The sequence below is a fragment of the Listeria grayi DSM 20601 genome (assembly GCF_000148995.1).
In the GTDB taxonomy this organism is placed as follows: Bacteria; Bacillota; Bacilli; order Lactobacillales; family Listeriaceae; genus Listeria; species Listeria grayi.
The window spans coordinates 1074954-1092514 of sequence record NZ_GL538352.1 but is presented as its reverse complement, the minus strand read 5'-3'; the positions used below and the strand labels follow the sequence as shown (position 1 = coordinate 1092514).

Below are 17561 nucleotides of genomic sequence, written 5' to 3'. Positions count from 1 at the left end.
CGCTTTCCTTTGTCTGGGAAGTGGTTTTTTGTTGCCTAAGGAGGAAGGAAAATGATTCAACCAGCACTTTTAACAGCATTACGAAAGCAGAATCCACTTGTGGTTTGTTTGACAAATACAGTCACGATCAATGACGTGGCAAATGGATTACTTGCCATTGGCGCTTCGCCAGTTATGGGAGATGAAGTAGAAGATGTCGTGCAAATGGTGGCGCATGCCAGTGGACTTTTGATCAATACGGGCACACTTTCCGGTGGTAATTTTGAGATGATGAAGGCAGCAGCTGAAAAAGCAAATGCTAGGCAAATCCCAGTGGTGGTTGACCCGGTCGGGATCGGAGCAACTGCTTATCGTAAAAATTTCAACTTACAATTACTGCAAGCGATCCGGGTAGATGCGATCCGCGGAAATGCCGGAGAAATCGCGGCGCTCGCGGAAATAGAGTGGCAAAGTAAAGGTGTAGATGCGGGAGAGGGAGATCATGAATCAGTAGTGGCAGCAGCGAAAAAAGTCGCGCAGCAGTATCAAACGCTTGTAGCGGTTAGCGGTGTGTCTGATTTTATAACGGATGGCAAACAAGTCGTTCGGATCGATAATGGGACGGCGCTATTTCCGAAGATGACCGGTTCGGGCTGTTTATTTGGCGGAATCGCAGCAGCTTTTTTAGCAATGGAAAATTCACTGACAGCGCTTGAAACCGCAGCAGCAACATATGCGATCGCTGGAGAGAAAGCAAGTGAGATCGCCGAAGGGCCAGGAAGTTTTCGCTTGCAGCTGATGGATGCACTTTATCAGCTTAATGAGGCAGATGTGAAGACCCAAGTGAAAATGGAGGTCGTTATAAATGGTTGAAACGTATCCACAAGCATTAACGATCGCCGGATCTGATAGTGGTGGCGGTGCTGGAATCCAAGCAGATTTGAAAACTTTTCAAGAACGATTGGTATTCGGTACCAGTGCGATCACTGCGGTCACTTCTCAAAACACACAGGGCGTGCAGGCTAGCTATACATTGCCAAAAGATGTCCTTATTAGTCAGCTGACCTCGATCTTTGTTGATTTCGATATTCGAGCAGTGAAAACGGGTATGCTGGCAGATACAGAAACGATGCGGGCAGTCGTGCAATTCGCCCAGCAGCAGTCACTTCCGCAACTTGTGATCGACCCAGTGATGATTGCTAAGGGAGGCGCTTCCCTATTAGCGGCAGATTCCATTCAAACTTTAAAAGAACAGCTAGTGCCGCTTGCTACTGTGCTAACGCCTAATCTTCCCGAAGCAGAAGTCTTGGTAGATGAAAAGCTTCCTACGCAGTCCGCCATCCAGAAAGCGGCCCAAAAGTTACAAGCGCTTGGAGCGAAAAACGTTGTTATCAAAGGTGGACATCGTTTAGATACCGAAGCAGCAGAAGATTTTGTTTTGCTGGAAAATGGCAAATCATTCTGGCTTTCGAGTGTTAAAACCGAAACCGTTCGGACGCATGGAACAGGCTGTACATTCTCTGCATGTATTGCAGCCGAATTAGCTAAACAGGCGGATGTCGAAGCCGCGATTCGAACAGCAAAAGCATTTATCACAGCAAGCATTGAGCAATCGATCGAAGTAGGACACGGCCATGGTCCAGTCAATCACTGGGCTTATCGAAAGGAGGAATAGCCATGCGAGTGACAGCCTCAGATCTTAGGTTGTATTGGATCGCTGGTACGCAAGATCTGGCAACAGGGCAATCCTTGCCAGACATGCTAGAAGAAGGGATCAGAGCAGGCATAACGGCATTTCAGTTCCGGGAAAAAGGTGCCGGAAGTTTGGAGTCAAACGAAGCAATCATCGAATTAGGAAAAACACTGCGGGAAATCTGCCGTTTGCATGCCATTCCATTTATCGTAAATGATGATGTCGACTTAGCGATCCAGCTGGAAGCAGATGGAATCCATTTGGGTCAATCGGATTACGCGGTGGAAAAAGCATTGCACGAACACTCGGATCGTTTTTCTATTGGTTTATCTTGTCACTCACTGGCTGAGGTGGAAAAAGCTAACCAACTGCGGCAACTTGCCTATTTAGGTATCGGACCAGTTTTTCAAACGATTTCAAAGGCAGATGCAGAAGCTGAATTAGGGCTAAATGGTCTACAGCAATTGGTAGCAGCAAGTGATTATCCTGTCGTTGCGATCGGAGGCATCTATCCAGAAAATGCGCGGGCGATCTTGGCGCAGGGAGTTGCCGGATTATCATTTATTTCGGCACTAGTTCGCTCGACAGATAAAAAACAAACCTTACATCAGTTAGCTGGAACTACTGATGATTCAGGAAAAATTTCTTGATAAACTGGTAAAATAATTTTTCAGTCGGCGATAATTGGCGTTTTTTCGTCACGACTAAGCCGACAGAACGACGCAGTTCTTTATTTCGGAGCGGAAGCGCTTTGGTGTCTTTGAAAATGGTACCATCCAAGATCATTTCTGGTAAAATACTGATGCCAAGCCCCGCTCCAACAAGCCCTTGAATCGTATAAAAATCTTGACTTTGGAAAGCAATATCAAGCGATATTGCTTTTTTTTCGGCTGCTGTGGTCACGATTTTGAATAAATCAAAATTGGGTGGATACAAAATGAATTTTTCAGCTGCTAACTCTTCCAGCGAGACATTATAGCGATCTGCCAACGGATGAGTTGCGGGGAAAATCACTTTCAACTTTTCATCGAAAAATTTCACTGCTTCTACGGAATCATCTGTTACCGGGACGGGAGATAAGAAAGTAATATCGATTTCACCATCCAATAATAACTGTTTCAATTCGGCATTAGATCCCTCGACAAAATGATAGGTCACATCTGGATACTCTGCTCGGAAAGCAGAAATAACAGCGGGCAATACTTTTGAAGCAAGTGAATTGGGCAGACCGATCCGGACGGAACCCTTCGTTGGATCAGAGTATTCGGTTACGATCGCTTCTGCTTTGAGCAGTTCATTGTATGCGACTTTGACTTGATTCAGAAAATCCTCACCAACGGTTGTCAGCTGCATATTTCGGCCAACTCGGTCAAAAAGCTTGATCCCAAGTTCTTCTTCTAATTTTGTTATCTGCCTGCTGACGGCAGATTGCGCAACGTGTAAATTCTCCGAAGCCTGAGTCATATGTTCAAAACTTGCGACCTCCATAAAATACTTCAATTGTCTAAGTTCCATACCTACACCTCGATTGTTCTCAATTTGATATTGTTTTATTCTATTATATATATTGTTTAGATAAATGAAAAGGACTAAAATGGAAACTACAAATAATGTCAGCTAATTAATGAGAGTCGAATAGTCAGTTTATTCAATCAATTATTTCGATAAATGGCTTTGAAAGAGGAGGAACCCCTAATGAAAGTAACGAATTTGCCTGAAAAACACGGTTTGTATGATCCGAGCAGAGAACATGATGCGTGCGGCATCGGTTTTGTTGCTAATATTAAACACCGTGATTCGCATAAAATCGTTGAGCAAGGCATCCACATGCTTTGTCAGTTAAAGCACCGTGGCGGTGAGCTTGGCGGCGATACTGGGGACGGAGCAGGCATCCTCCTAGAGATCTCGGATTCTTTCTTTCGTCATGTTTGCCTTGAAATGGGTATCGAATTACCTGCCAAATACACGTATGCAGTCGGTATGTTTAACTTCCCCCAAGATTCAGCACAGCGGGAATTATTGATGGCAGAGGCGGAGAAATTGATCCAGCAAGAACGGCAGCATTTCTTAGGGTGGCGTAAAGTACCAACGGATGCTAGCAAAGTTGGAGCAGGAGCGCGGGAAACGGAACCAGCGATCTACCAATTATTTGTGGAACAGGAACGCGGACTCACGGAGCGAGAATTTGAGAAACAGCTTTATCTCATCCGCCGTCAGATCGAAAATTTTGCGGCGAATAGCAAAGCAGTGACAGAAGTATTTTATATTCCTAGTCTTTCGACACGTACGGTTATTTTCAAAGGGATGCTTACACCAGAACAAATCGACCGCTATTACTTGGATCTTGCGGATCCAGCGTATACCTCTTCCTTTGCGTTTGTGCATTCCAGATTCTCTACAAATACGTTTCCAAGCTGGGAACGCGCACATCCTTACCGCTATCTTGTCCATAATGGCGAGATCAATACCCAACGTGGCAATGTCAACTGGATGAAAGCAAGAGAAAAACGTGCCGCATCCAGTCTGTTTGGCGATGACTTGGCAAAAGTTATTCCAGTTATCGATGAGAACGGAAGTGATTCCGCGGCCTTAGACAACGCCTTGGAATTTCTCGTGCAGACCGGCCGTTCATTGCCACACGCAGCAATGATGCTTATCCCGGAACCATGGGATAAAAATCCAAACATGCTAGATCCCAAACGAGCTTTTTACGAATATCACAGTATGCTGATGGAGCCGTGGGATGGACCAACTTCGATCTCATTTACAGATGGCCGGGTTATCGGTACGATTTTAGATAGAAACGGGCTTCGTCCAGCGCGTTATTACGAAACCAAAGATCACACGATCATCTATTCTTCCGAAACAGGCGTTGTACCTGTAGAGGCAGAAGAAGTGATCCGCAAAGAAACTGTCGGCGCTGGAGAAATGCTTTTCATCGATTTAGAGCAGGGGAAATTGATCACAGATAAAGAAGTAAAGATGCATTTGACGGCTGCTAAACCTTACCGAGAATGGCTAAAGGCGGAATTAACAGAGCTAGCAGATCTTGCGAAAGCAGAGCCAAGCGAACAAGCAGAGCTTTCCAAATCGGAACGTTTCAAAGAGCAGCGGGCGTTTGGTTATACGCAAGATGAGCTCAATAAGATCTTGATTCCAATGGTCACAGAGAAAAAAGATCCAATGGGAGCAATGGGCTATGACGCACCACTCGCTGTACTATCCCAGCGGCCTCAGCTATTGTTCAATTACTTCAAGCAGCTGTTTGCGCAAGTAACCAATCCACCAATTGATGGTATTCGGGAAGAAGTCGTGACTTCTTCGATGACGCTCTTGGGAGACGAAGGGAACATTTTAGAACCCTCTGCAAAAAATGCACATCGAATCAGATTGGCAACGCCTGTTTTAAAGCGCGCTGAATTTCAAGCACTGATGGAGCAGAATGTTTTTACCAAAAAAACTCGTAAAATCGCGATCCATTTTTCTGAAAAAGAACGTGATCAATTAGAAGCGAGGCTGCAGGAAGTATTTGAGGAAGCGGCGGAAGCAATCCGAGATGGCGCCGAGTTGCTCGTACTTTCCGACCGCGGCGTGAATGATGACCGGATCGGGATTCCTTCGCTGTTAGTAACCAGCGGTCTGCATCATTATCTCGTTCAGCAGGGATTACGTACCAAAGCAAGTCTTGTTTTGGAAACAGCAGAGGCCAGAGATGTTCATCATCTTTCCTTATTAGTTGGTTATGGTGCCGATGCGGTTTATCCATATTTGGCTATCGATACGATCGCAGGTTTGATCGACGAACAGCGGATCAAAGGTTTTACCCTTCAAGAAGCGGAACAACGCTATGCTGAAGCACTTACGGACGGCATGCTGAAAGTAATGTCAAAAATGGGTATTTCGACAGTACAAAGCTATCGTGGGGCGCAGATCTTTGAAGCGATCGGGATCAGTGATGCTGTGATCAATACCTATTTTCCAGGAACAGCTACACAAATCGGCGGAATCCCGCTCAAAATCATTGCCCAAGAGGCATGGCTCAGACATCGCGAAGCTTTCCATGATATCGGCTATCAGTCGTTCACACTGGATACTGGCGGTGAATATCAATGGCGGTCTAACGGCGAATATCATGTCTATAATCCATTAGCCATCCATTCTCTTCAACAAGCAACGCGGGAAAATAACCGCGAGACATATGATCTTTATGCGGACTTGATGCAAAATCAAAACAGTGCCTTTCTAAGAGGCTTATTGACGTTCAAAAGCGACCGCAAGCCGATCCCAATCGAGGAAGTCGAACCAGCTGAAGCCATCTTCAAACGCTTTAAAACTGGTGCGATGTCATATGGATCGATCAGTCAGGAAGCACATGAAGCATTAGCGATCGCAATGAACCGGATCGGCGGGAAAAGTAACAGCGGTGAGGGCGGCGAAAATCCAGAGCGTTTTGTCAAAGACGAAAATGGAGATTGGCGTAGAAGTGCTATCAAGCAGATTGCTTCAGGACGTTTTGGTGTTACCAGTCATTATTTGGTAAATGCCGAAGAATTGCAGATCAAAATGGCACAAGGAGCTAAACCAGGTGAAGGCGGACATCTCCCTGGACAGAAGGTCTATCCGTGGATCTCAAAAACACGTGGCTCTACGACAGGCGTGGGACTTATTTCGCCACCGCCGCATCACGATATTTATTCGATCGAAGACTTATCGCAACTTATTTTCGACTTGAAAAATGCTAACCACGAAGCTCGGATCAATGTCAAATTGGTATCGAAAACGGGGATCGGTACTATCGCAGCCGGGGTAGCAAAAGGCCTTGCTGATGTCATCTTAGTAAGTGGATATGAAGGTGGAACAGGAGCAGCGGCGCGGACAAGTATCCGTCACGCTGGTCTGCCGTGGGAGATCGGCCTTGCCGAAGCCCATCAGACATTGCTATTGAACGGTCTGCGTAATCAAGTCGTTGTGGAAACCGACGGCAAACTGATGACCGGGAAAGATGTTTTAGTTGCTGCCATGTTAGGAGCTGAAGAATTCGGTTTCGCAACCGCTCCGCTCGTAACACTTGGCTGCGTCATGATGCGTGTCTGCCACATGGATACCTGTCCAGTCGGCGTCGCGACCCAAAACCCGGAGCTACGGAAAAAATTCGGTGGTTCTCCAGATTATGTCGTGAATTTCTTCCAGTTTGTAGTACAGGAAATGCGGGAAATGATGGCAGAAATGGGAGTTCGCTCACTAGAAGAGTTGATTGGACATAAAGAATATTTGACCACACATGAACGGAAGGACAGTCATTGGAAAGCTAAATATATTGATTTCAGCAAGATGTTGTATCAAGACGATTTCTATAAAAATCAAATCCAGTATTGTACAAAACCACAAAATCATAAAATCGACCAAACATTGGATATGCGAGAACTTGTTCCATTGATCCAACCAGCTTTAGAAACACAAGCAAAAGTGACGGGGACATTTGCTGTTCGCAATATTGATCGAGCAATCGGCACCATTGCTGGTTCTTATGTAAGTAAAAAATTCGGAGCAGTCGGTTTACCGGAAGATACGATCGAACTTGATTTTATTGGTTCTGCTGGTCAAAGTTTCGGAGCTTATGCCCCGCGCGGTATGACACTGAGAGTTCATGGCGATGCCAATGACTACCTTGGAAAAGGACTCTCTGGGGGTAAACTGATCGTCAGTCCCCAAAAAGAAACACCGATCGATCCACATGAATCTGCAATTGCAGGAAATGTTACTTTTTATGGGGCGACTGGTGGAGAGGCTTACCTCCATGGCAAAGCGGGTGCTAGATTTGCTGTTCGTAACAGTGGTGCAAAAGTCGTGGTAGAAGGAATCGGCGATAATGGCTGTGAATATATGACAGGCGGCGTGGCAGTCATTCTTGGCGAGATCGGAAATAACTTTGCCGCTGGGATGTCCGGAGGGGAAGCATTCATCTATGCACCGGAACGTGAACGCTTTGTGATCAAAACGAATCATGAAATGGTCCGTATCCGCAGTGTAGAAAAAAATCGTGAGATCAGATTGCTGAAAGAATTGATCGAAAATCATTATCGCTATACGAAAAGCAACTTTGCAAAACAACTGCTCGCAAACTGGGAAGCAGAACTTAAAAACTTCGCTTACGTGATCCCGAATGAATTTGAACTGATGCGTGACCGAATCGAGACGTTAGAAGCAGAAGGAAATGAACACGACGCTGCGGAACTACAAGCATTTTATGAGCACAAAGACGGCAAACTACTAACAGGTGCAGGAAAATAGAAAGGAGTGATAACCATGGGAAAAGCGACAGGATTTATGGAATATGAGCGTATTCCATCGCCCACAAGGAAACCGCGGGAACGTGTGCGTGACTGGCTCGAATATAGTTTACCGATGCCAGAAGCAGACTTGACTGTCCAAGCAGCTCGCTGTATGGACTGCGGTGTTCCATTCTGTAGTGTCGGAATGGAAATCAAAAATGGCGTTTCTGGTTGTCCGCTCCATAACCTTATCCCTGAGTGGAATGACGCGGTTTATCGAGGCGACTGGTATGAAGCGCTACAAGCTCTTCTTAAAACGAATAATTTCCCGGAATTCACGGGACGGGTTTGTCCTGCCCCATGTGAAGGCGGTTGTACCGTAGCAATCTCCGAACCGGCTGTTGGCATCAAGTCAATTGAAAAAGCTATTATCGATAAAGGCTTTGAAATGGGTTGGATCAAACCAGAGATTCCGAAACATCGGACCGGAAAACGCATTGCTGTCATTGGCTCAGGCCCGGCAGGCTTAGCATGTGCTGACCAATTAAATAAAGCAGGTCATCTGGTAACCGTTTTTGAAAAAAGCGACCGGATCGGTGGGTTGCTGATGTACGGCATCCCAACAATGAAATTAGAAAAAGAGCAAGTGACAAGACGTGTGCAATTGATGGAAGCAGAAGGCGTACAATTCCAAACAAGTGTCAATGTCGGCGAAACGATCAGTTATGATGAATTAAAAGCTACCTATGATTCGATCGTTCTGGCAACTGGCGCAAGTAAGCCACGTGATATTTCTTTACCAGGCAGAGATGCGGACGGCATCCATATGGCGGTACCGTATCTTACGCAAAGTATTCGTGATAATTTAGAAAATGACGGTAAGCAGACTCTTTCTGCAGAAGGCAAACGCGTGATCGTTATCGGCGGCGGAGATACAGGTGCTGACTGCGTGGCTACAGCATTGCGGCAAGGGGCAAAAAGCATCCACCAATTTGGTCTAGCAGGAAGACTTCCAGAAGACCGAACAGGAAAAAATCCATGGCCGCAATATCCAAAAGTCTTCAAGATGGATTATGCCCACGAAGAGGCAGCTAATGTGTACGGTAAAGATCCGCGTGAGTATTTAGTCAGCACGACATCATTTGTGAAAGATGACAATGGCACACTGATCGGACTTTATACGGTGGACGTGACCATGAATGAAGAAGGAAGCAATAGACGTTATACGCCGGTAGAAGGAACAGAACGTTTCTGGGAAGCAGATATGGTACTGATCGCTATTGGTTTTGCAGGTGCGACTGACGATATTTTCAGCAACTTTGGCGTCGATAAGACAAAACGGCACACCATTGATGCAAGAAAAGGATTTTACCGAACAAGCGAAGAAGGCGTATTTGCTTGCGGCGATGCCCGTTATGGTCAAAGCCTTGTCGTAACCGCAATTGCAGAAGGCAGAGAAGCAGCTCGGGAAGTAGATTTTTATTTGATGGAAGAAACATTTTTACCATGAAGTAGCGCATAAAAAAAGTACTAAAAAAGATCAAAATCTAGGATTTTGATCTTTTTTGATTCTTTGTGCAAGCTAAGCTAATAATGGGAGATAATTATATCCTAAAATCCAGAATCATCGCTCAAATTAAAGAACGTGATAATCTTCGGAAAATGGTTAATATTCTTCAGCAGTAAAGTGAAAAAGATGGTGGCTAATCCTGAACAAAGGGGTGATGCCAATGGTTTTTGATGGTCTGACTCCTGGAAAGGGTTAATCATGTCTGTGTATGAAGCAATGACTTTTACAGTAGCTTTTGCTGCCTTAGTCGTTCTAATACTGGACTTCCATAAGCCAAAAAAATAATCATCTTTACGCTTTAGCAGAGTAGGAAAGATGATTATCATTTATTCTATTAAGCTACCGTCTTTTTAACGGTGCTGCTGAGAGGGGGCTATGTTAGCGCATAGCTCTCTCTTTTCATATTCATAGTAGCACTTCTACTCTCAAGAAGCAACAGCGAGAATCATTTTTCGATGAATTGTCTATAAAAAATGGATTTGAAGCTTCTATTTGAAAAGAAGCAACAAATCCATTGGTCGAAGGATAAATCATTTCATTCCTGAAACATTGAATCCTTTCAGAATATATTTTTGGAAAATCATAAAGATAATAATGATCGGAATGACCATAAACGTGGAACCAGCCATTTGTAGCGCGTAGTTGCTGCCGTATTGGCCCTTGAGAAGTTGCAATCCAACGGAAAGCGTGTAGAATTTTTCGTCGTTGGCAATAATAAGTGGCCAGATAAAGGAGTTCCATGCCCCAATAAATGTCAAGATACCTTGAACTGCCAGTACTGGACGTGAGATCGGCAAGATGATCCGCCAGAAAATATAAAATTCACTAGCGCCGTCAAGTCGGGCAGCTTCGATCAAGTCGTTGGAGATCGTGGACATGAACTGACGGAATAAGAAGATCCCAAACGCTCCAACAAGGCCGGGCAGTACGATACCTGTCATCGTATTGGTAAGACCTACTGCATTCAATAGCAGGTAAACAGGAATCATGGTCACTTGTCCGGGAATCATCATAGTTGCTAATACTAAATAAAACAACTTGTTTTTTCCTTTAAATTTAAATTTCGCAAAACCATAACCAGCCATCGCATTTAAGAAAAGTCCCAAGAAAGAGAACACGACGATGATCAAGGTGTTTTTAAGATAAACAGCAAAATTCATTTCCGTAAATAGTTTGACAAAGCTATCCCAAGTAAAACCTCGAGGCCAGATGGTCGGCGGGATCTGAAGAATCTCTGCATCTGTTTTGACAGAAGAGAGGATCATCCAGATAAAAGGCAAGATCATGAAGAAGCCGCCAAAAGTTAAAATAAGGATTATCAGCCATTTGGAAAGCCGAGATTTGTGTGTTGATTGGTCCATTAAAAAGACTCCTCTCCTTTAATATTCTTCATTATCTCTACGCTGGATCCGGAATTGGATCAAGGTAATGATAATGATGACAATAAACAGAATAAATGATCCAGCTGCCGCATAACCGAATTTACTCAACTGGAACCCGTTTTGGTAAATAAAGAGGGCAACAGAAGTAGTACTGTCGAGCGGCCCGCCCTGAGTCATGACAAATGGCTCTTCAAAGAATTGCAGCCAAGCGATCATAGTTGTAACCGTCACAAAGAAAATCGCAAAACGAAGTAGTGGCACTGTGATACGGAATAACTGTTGCCAGCTGTTTGCGCCGTCCAATTGTGCTGCTTCGTAATAAGCCTTTGGAATACCTTGCAAAGCGGCCAAAAAGATGATCATATTTACACCGATCGCCCGCCATACAGCAAGGATGATCAGCGATATCTTTGCCATCACAGGATCTTGCAACCACGGAATCGGACCGATATGCAAGAAGGAAAGCAGATAATTCAATAATCCAAAGCGCGGATTATATAAGTAGCTCCATACGACCGCAACAGCGACAACGTTTGTGATCGAGGGTGTGTAGAAAATCAATCGGAAAAATTGAAAGATCTTTGCTTGCGAGAAATTGATCATCAGCGCAATACCAAGCGAGCAAACGATAACAAGCGGAACACCGATAATAACATAAAAAAGTGTATTTCCTATTGCTTTTAAAAAAGTCGGATCTTTCATTACATTGATGTAATTTTCTAATCCGATAAAGTGGATCTGCGAATAATCCGCAAGTCCGACCAAATCAATATCTGTAAAACTGATGACAAAAGCAATAACAATCGGAAGTAATGAAAATAGAATTAAAAGTAAAAGCGCAGGTGAGATGAAAAAATAAGGGGTGTGACGGTTAAAAAACTGTTTCATAGACGCTCCTTCCATTTCCTTAAAAGAAACCAACGATTTCTTTTATTGATATGACAGCCTAAAACTGCCATTTATAAGCATATTTGATTTATAGAAACGTTTCGACAAAATTATTATAATACACATTGAAATCGGTTTCAAGTTTTAATCGAAGAAAATAAAAACTTGTACTGATGCGGATGCTAGCAGTAACAATAAGAAGAAACCCAAAAAATCGAACAAAATAATTATTTGATTTGACGTTATAAAAGAAAGCGCTTATAATGACTTTATATCTAAATAGAAACGTTTCGACAAAATCGTTTTTATGGAGGTTGCTATGGCATCTGAAACTATGAAAAATCTATTAGCACAAATGACGATCGAAGAAAAGGTCGCACAATGTATGCAGTTATCCCCGTTTTTCTTCCCGGGAACAAAAGTAGAAGGAGAAGTAACAGGACCGCTTGCAGAACTAGAACTGACAGAAAAGGATGTGCAATTAGTCGGATCTACGCTTGGCTCAAGCTCAGCAGAAGAAATGATCGCGATCCAAGAAAAACACTTAGAAACAAGTCGCCTGAATATCCCACTATTATTTATGGCAGACGTGATTCATGGTTACAAGACCGTATTCCCGATCCCGCTCGCATTAGGCGCAAGCTTTGATCGCGAAGCAGCAGAAGAAATGGCAGCAGTTTCTGCAAAAGAAGCCACTGCAGATGGGCTCCATGTCAACTTCTCACCAATGCTCGACCTGGTCAGAGATCCTCGCTGGGGTAGGGTGATGGAATCTACAGGAGAAGATCCATATTTGAACAGCGAACTAGGCGTAGCGATGGTACGCGGTTACCAAGGGAAAACAGCTGATTTAGAAAAGGACTATACAAAAATGGCAGCAACAGTAAAACATTTCGCTGCTTACGGACAGCCAGAAGGTGGCCGTGAATATAATACAGTAGATATGTCAAATCGTGAATTATATCAAAATTATTTACCAGCTTATCGTGCTGCATTAGACGCTGGCGCCAAATTGGTCATGACTTCTTTCAATGTTGTCGATGGTGTTCCAGCAACGATGAACCGTTGGCTAAATCGTGATATTCTCCGCGGAGAATTTGGCTTTGACGGTGTGCTGATCTCCGATTGGGGAGCTATCCAAGAAGTCATCAATCATGGTACCGCTGCTGACAAACGAGAGGCAGCAAAGCTTGCGATAACAGCAGGTGTCGATATTGAAATGATGACATCCTGTTATATGCAAAATCTGCAGGCATTGATCGAAGACGGTGAGCTAGAAGCGACTATTTTAGATGAGGCTGTTTTGCGGATTTTAACGTTGAAAGAAGAACTAGGCTTATTCCAAGATCCATATCGCGGCTTAAAAGCGAATGACCGTCAAAAGGAAATTTTTTCCGAGGAACATCGTAATATCGCACGAATCATAGCAGCCGAATCTGCCGTTTTATTAGAAAATAAAGCACATACACTTCCGTTTGCAGCAAATCAACAAGTAGCCTTAGTAGGACCACTTGCTGATTCCAATGATGTATTAGGCGGCTGGACAGTGTATGGAGAAAAAGAGCAGGCGGTAACGCTAGAAGCAGCTTTCCAAGAAACCTTTACAAACTCTGCAATTATTCCAACTCCTTATACCACTTTGACAGAAACCCACAAAGCAGCCATCAAACAAGCAGTCGAAGGAAGCGATATCGTTATCGCAGCGGTCGGAGAAAAAACGGAGTGGGAAGGCGAAGCGGGGAGTCTCGCAACAGTTCGGCTCCCCGAATCGCAATATCAATTAGTGGCCTACTTACACACCCTTGGAAAACCAGTGGTGACTGTATTATTCAGTGGCCGCCCGATCGAGATCAAAGAACTTGCCGAAAATAGCGAAGCAATGATCGAGATGTGGTTCCCGGGAACGGAAGCTGGCCACGCGGTCACAGATCTTTTGACTGGAAAAGCAAATCCTTCTGGGAAATTACCAATGTCCTTCCCGCAAACGACAGGACAGATCCCGATCTATTATAATCACTTGAATACCGGGAGACCGAAAACAAGACAAAACGCAGAAGAACGCTACGTTTCTAAATATCTCGATATCCCGAACCGACCTTTTTACCCATTCGGTTATGGGAAAAGCTATACAGAGTTTGAGATTTCAGACGTAAAGTTATCTAAAACAGAAATTGCTCTTGGCGAAGAAGTAACGATTCGATTGCGTATTAAAAATAGCGGTTCGCGTGCCGGAAAAGAAGTTGTTCAAATTTATCTTCAAGATGAAACCGCATCTGTTTCCCGGCCTGTAAGAGAATTGAAAGGATTTGAAAAAGTAAATTTAGCTGCCGGTGAAGAACGTCAAATGCAATTCACATTGACTGCCGATGATTTTTCTTTCTACCTTCCTAATCTGGAAAAAATCCAAGAACCTGGCAGACATCGGATTTTCGTGGGGACTAGCAGTTTAGCACCAGAAGTAGCACTAATTCAAATCAGAAAGGAAGAAAGTAATGCTTAAACCAGCAATTTCAGTCGAAACAGGACAATTAAAAGCAAAATTTCATGAAACCGGTCAGCTTGCAGTACTAACTGGCAATGATAAGATGATCAATCAAGTGATCCAAAATCCGCTGGAAAATCGTTTGACTCAGCTTTATGTACGGAAGCATCAAGGCGAAAAAATCTTGATCGCCCCATTGTTAACTGACACGGCGCGTTTTTCTTACAGCGCTAGTGGTGTTAAATATGAAGGGAAGGCATTTGATGCTACTTACACCGTGTTATTTACGCTGATGGAAAACTATTGGTTTTATGAAGTAGCGATAGAAGGAAGCGGGACATTTGATTTTGTGTATATCCAAGATCTGAGTTTGGCAGACAGCGGCGCAGTTCGTTCCAATGAAGCATACATTTCGCAATATATTGATATGAAAGTGACTGATACTACCGATAGTGGTTACGTTATCCAAGCGCGACAAAATCAGCCGCAAAACGGAGAATTTCCTGCCGTTCAGATCGGTTCTTTCCAAAAAACTATCGGCTTTGCTACGGATGGTTTTGATATTTACGGGACTACTTATAAAACGACCGAAGAGCCAACAGGTCTCTATCAAAAACAATTGCCCAATCGTGTGTATCAATATGAATTTACAGAAGCGGTCCTGCAGACAGAAAGTTTCCGAGATAAGGCGGAATTTGTTTTCTATGGGAAATTCAGCTCGAATCAGCCAGAGGCGTCGGGAGAACCAGTCGCATTGGCAACCATTCGCCAAGCATATGTGAAGCAACGGGAAATCGCTTGGCAAGCTGGTACAGAAGTTCAGTGGAAGCGTCCACTTGGCCCTACAATCAGTGGGAAAGCAGTCGAGATGCAAATCATCGACGAACGATACCCGGATCGTATCCAAGAAGAATGGCAGGGAGAAGAATTATTGTCCTTCTTTACGCCTGATTATAAGCATGTGGTTCTTCCCGTAAAAGAAACACAGTTGCTCCGGCCGCACGGGACGATTTTACTGGATCAAGTCGATCCGCTCCATCCTGAAAATACACTGTCTGCTTCTTCGTATATGTATGGATTGTTCCTATCGCAAGCCGTGCTGGGGAACACAAATATGAATAAGTGGAACAGCAATGCCCGCAACCCATTAAATCTGCTTAAAACAAGCGGTGTCCGTGTTTATTTAGAAACAGAAGCTGGTCTGCAAAATCTGGGGATGCCTTCGCTTTGGGAGATTACAACGAACGAAGCAGTTTGGCATTACTGGTTGGCAGATGATGTCATTACTGTTCGCGCTTTTATCACAGCAACTTCTAAAACGATCGAACTTGCCATTTCTTCTGCTCGACAACGTGCCTACTCTTTTGTGATCACCAATCAAGTGACAATGGGAGCAAATGAATATGAACAAACACCGCGTAAACACATCAGCGGTAAAACGGTGACTTATCAGCTGCCTGCTAATAGCTTAGGAGAACAGATCTATCCAGAACTGGCTTATCAAGTGACAGGCGATTACGACCAAATCACAGATGAACGCTATTTTGCGGACGTTTATCAAGGGACTGCGGAACTGGATGTATTTGTTTATCCCACTACATCGGAAGCGCATTTTTATGTACAAGCAAGTTTCGATGGAGAATTTTCTCAGCTAGAAATCGACCATGCAGAAGATCGCCGTAAGTTCCGATCGCATTATGATGAACTGACAGCGGAACTTTATTTAGAACATCCAAGTCGCTTTACCGAAAAAATAAACATCACTGTTTTCTGGTATACGCATCAAATGCTCGTTCATTATGCAGCGCCACATGGCTTGGAACAGTACAGCGGAGCCGCATGGGGAACGCGGGATGTCAGTCAGGGACCATTTGAATTTTTCTATGCAACGGGAAATCAACCAGTGATGAAAGCCATTATCGAAACGGTCTTTTCTCATCAATATGAACAGACGGGCGACTGGCCACAGTGGTTTATGTTTGATAAATATACAGCGATCCAGCAAGAAGAAAGTCATGGGGATGTGATTGTTTGGCCGCTGAAAATGCTGGGCGATTATTTAGAAGCAACCGGAGATACAGACATCCTGAGCGCAGAATTACCTTATGTCGATAGTGAAGCCAAAGCATTTACAGCGGAGAAAGCAACGTTATTGGAGCATGTCCAAAAAGCAGTCGCAACGATCGAAGCACGCTTTATGCCAGGAACGTATCTATCTAATTACGGCGATGGGGATTGGGATGATACCTTGCAGCCTGCTAATAGTCAGCTGAAAGCCTCAATGGTATCGAGCTGGACCGTTGCCTTGACCTATCAAGTTCTAGGGAAGCTAGCAGACTGGCTACCTGAGAGCGAACGTTATCAAACGATTGCAGAAGGTATCTATAAGGATTTCCACCAATATATGCTTGGAGAAACGGATATTATCCCTGGCTTTTTAAATTTAGAAGACCCACAAGAAGTTCGTTACATGATCCATCCAAATGACAAGGAAACAAACAGCCATTATCGTTTGATCCCGATGACGCAAAGTGTGATCTCCGAATTGGTCGATGCCAAACAAGCGGCAGCGAATTTCGATATTATTCGAGAGCATTTATTCTATCCAGATGGCGTTCGATTGATGGATCGACCGGCAAATTATACGGGCGGAGTGAGCAGACATTTCAAACGTGCCGAACAAGCAGCGAATTTCGGCAGAGAGATCGGTTTACAATATGTCCATGCACACATTCGTTATGTAGAAGCATTGGCAAAAGTGGGGAATACCGAAGCATGGGAAATGCTGGAAAAAATCAATCCGATCAATATCAGCGAAGCCGTTCCCAATGCGGCCGCACGCCAAGCAAATACCTATTTCAGCAGTTCAGATGCCGCCTTTATAAACCGTTATGAAGCACAAGAAAAATATGATTTGGTGAAAAAAGGCGGGATACCGGTACAAGGAGGCTGGCGAATTTATTCCAGTGGACCAGGCATTTATTTGAATCAATTGATCAGCTCCGTTCTTGGGATACGGCAAACACAAACGCAATTGTTATTCGACCCAGTACTGCCGAATGAACTAGATGGTTTGGAAGCCCATATCCAGTTGGCTGGCAAACGCTTCGATATCCAATTTATAGCAGCAGAAAAGCGGTCGATCGAAATAAATGGTGAAACAGCCGTCTTTGAACAAGAAGCAAATCCTTACCGTGAGGGAGCGCTTTCAATCGATAAAAATCAACTGCCGAACAATGCACAGCTGACGATTTATTTTTAAGGAAACAAGTCGTTAAATAGCCGTAATTCATGT

At 44.1% G+C, this 17561-nt stretch carries 10 protein-coding genes; 7 read left to right on the top strand and 3 right to left on the bottom strand.

Annotated elements, in window-relative coordinates; all coding sequences use genetic code 11:
- The first annotated feature begins 51 nt into the window (after window positions 1-51).
- Genes thiM through thiE form a run of 3 tightly spaced genes read left to right on the top strand, consistent with a single transcriptional unit; the run spans window position 52 to window position 2322 of the window.
- The gene (thiM, locus tag HMPREF0556_RS05485; RefSeq protein ID WP_003756285.1) at window positions 52-852 is read left to right on the top strand and encodes a hydroxyethylthiazole kinase; all 801 of its coding nucleotides are present in this window, start codon (window positions 52-54) and stop codon (window positions 850-852) included.
- On the top strand, window positions 845-1654 hold the full coding sequence (gene thiD, locus HMPREF0556_RS05480; protein WP_003756283.1) for a bifunctional hydroxymethylpyrimidine kinase/phosphomethylpyrimidine kinase: 810 nt from the start codon (window positions 845-847) through the stop codon (window positions 1652-1654). The genes thiM and thiD overlap by 8 nt, the downstream gene beginning before the upstream one ends.
- Before the next feature lie 2 nt (window positions 1655-1656).
- Window positions 1657-2322 carry a thiamine phosphate synthase gene (gene thiE / locus HMPREF0556_RS05475; RefSeq protein ID WP_003756280.1) on the top strand — a complete coding sequence of 222 codons (666 nt, stop codon included), beginning with the start codon at window positions 1657-1659 and terminating at the stop codon, window positions 2320-2322.
- Here thiE and HMPREF0556_RS05470 read toward each other — a convergent pair.
- On the bottom strand, window positions 2294-3187 hold the full coding sequence (locus HMPREF0556_RS05470; protein ID WP_003756278.1) for a LysR family transcriptional regulator: 894 nt from the start codon (window positions 3185-3187) through the stop codon (window positions 2294-2296). The genes thiE and HMPREF0556_RS05470 overlap by 29 nt on opposite strands.
- Window positions 3188-3367: 180 nt before the next feature.
- Here HMPREF0556_RS05470 and gltB point away from each other — a divergent pair, with 180 nt between their 5' ends.
- Together gltB and HMPREF0556_RS05460 are read left to right on the top strand one after the other, a co-directional pair.
- Entirely contained in the window at window positions 3368-7963 is a 4596-nt protein-coding gene (gene gltB / locus HMPREF0556_RS05465; protein WP_040486502.1) for a glutamate synthase large subunit, read from the top strand.
- 15 nt (window positions 7964-7978) lie between these two features.
- Window positions 7979-9454, top strand: a complete 1476-nt coding sequence (locus HMPREF0556_RS05460; protein WP_003756272.1) for a glutamate synthase subunit beta — start codon at window positions 7979-7981, stop codon at window positions 9452-9454.
- A gap of 590 nt (window positions 9455-10044) precedes the next feature.
- On the opposite strand, the gene HMPREF0556_RS05450 is transcribed toward HMPREF0556_RS05460, so the two are convergent.
- Window positions 10045-10875 (bottom strand): carbohydrate ABC transporter permease, encoded by an 831-nt coding sequence (locus HMPREF0556_RS05450; protein WP_003756268.1) that lies wholly within the window; start codon window positions 10873-10875, stop codon window positions 10045-10047.
- A gap of 18 nt (window positions 10876-10893) precedes the next feature.
- The gene (locus HMPREF0556_RS05445) at window positions 10894-11784 is read right to left on the bottom strand and encodes a carbohydrate ABC transporter permease (RefSeq protein ID WP_040486501.1); all 891 of its coding nucleotides are present in this window, start codon (window positions 11782-11784) and stop codon (window positions 10894-10896) included.
- A gap of 319 nt (window positions 11785-12103) precedes the next feature.
- Here HMPREF0556_RS05445 and HMPREF0556_RS05440 point away from each other — a divergent pair, with 319 nt between their 5' ends.
- A complete protein-coding gene (locus HMPREF0556_RS05440) occupies window positions 12104-14284 on the top strand; it encodes a glycoside hydrolase family 3 N-terminal domain-containing protein (protein ID WP_040486500.1) in 2181 nt (726 codons plus the stop codon).
- Window positions 14277-17528 carry a GH36-type glycosyl hydrolase domain-containing protein gene (locus HMPREF0556_RS05435; RefSeq protein ID WP_003756261.1) on the top strand — a complete coding sequence of 1084 codons (3252 nt, stop codon included), beginning with the start codon at window positions 14277-14279 and terminating at the stop codon, window positions 17526-17528. Before HMPREF0556_RS05440 ends, HMPREF0556_RS05435 begins: the two co-directional genes overlap by 8 nt.
- The last annotated feature ends 33 nt before the right edge of the window (window positions 17529-17561 follow it).

Coding starts and splice junctions, on each gene's coding strand:
- thiM (WP_003756285.1), top strand. CDS start 52: ATGATTCAACCAGCACTTTTAACAGCATTACGAAAGCAGAATCCACTT.
- thiD (WP_003756283.1), top strand. CDS start 845: ATGGTTGAAACGTATCCACAAGCATTAACGATCGCCGGATCTGATAGT.
- thiE (WP_003756280.1), top strand. CDS start 1,657: ATGCGAGTGACAGCCTCAGATCTTAGGTTGTATTGGATCGCTGGTACG.
- HMPREF0556_RS05470 (WP_003756278.1), bottom strand. CDS start 3,187: ATGGAACTTAGACAATTGAAGTATTTTATGGAGGTCGCAAGTTTTGAA.
- gltB (WP_040486502.1), top strand. CDS start 3,368: ATGAAAGTAACGAATTTGCCTGAAAAACACGGTTTGTATGATCCGAGC.
- HMPREF0556_RS05460 (WP_003756272.1), top strand. CDS start 7,979: ATGGGAAAAGCGACAGGATTTATGGAATATGAGCGTATTCCATCGCCC.
- HMPREF0556_RS05450 (WP_003756268.1), bottom strand. CDS start 10,875: ATGGACCAATCAACACACAAATCTCGGCTTTCCAAATGGCTGATAATC.
- HMPREF0556_RS05445 (WP_040486501.1), bottom strand. CDS start 11,784: ATGAAACAGTTTTTTAACCGTCACACCCCTTATTTTTTCATCTCACCT.
- HMPREF0556_RS05440 (WP_040486500.1), top strand. CDS start 12,104: ATGGCATCTGAAACTATGAAAAATCTATTAGCACAAATGACGATCGAA.
- HMPREF0556_RS05435 (WP_003756261.1), top strand. CDS start 14,277: ATGCTTAAACCAGCAATTTCAGTCGAAACAGGACAATTAAAAGCAAAA.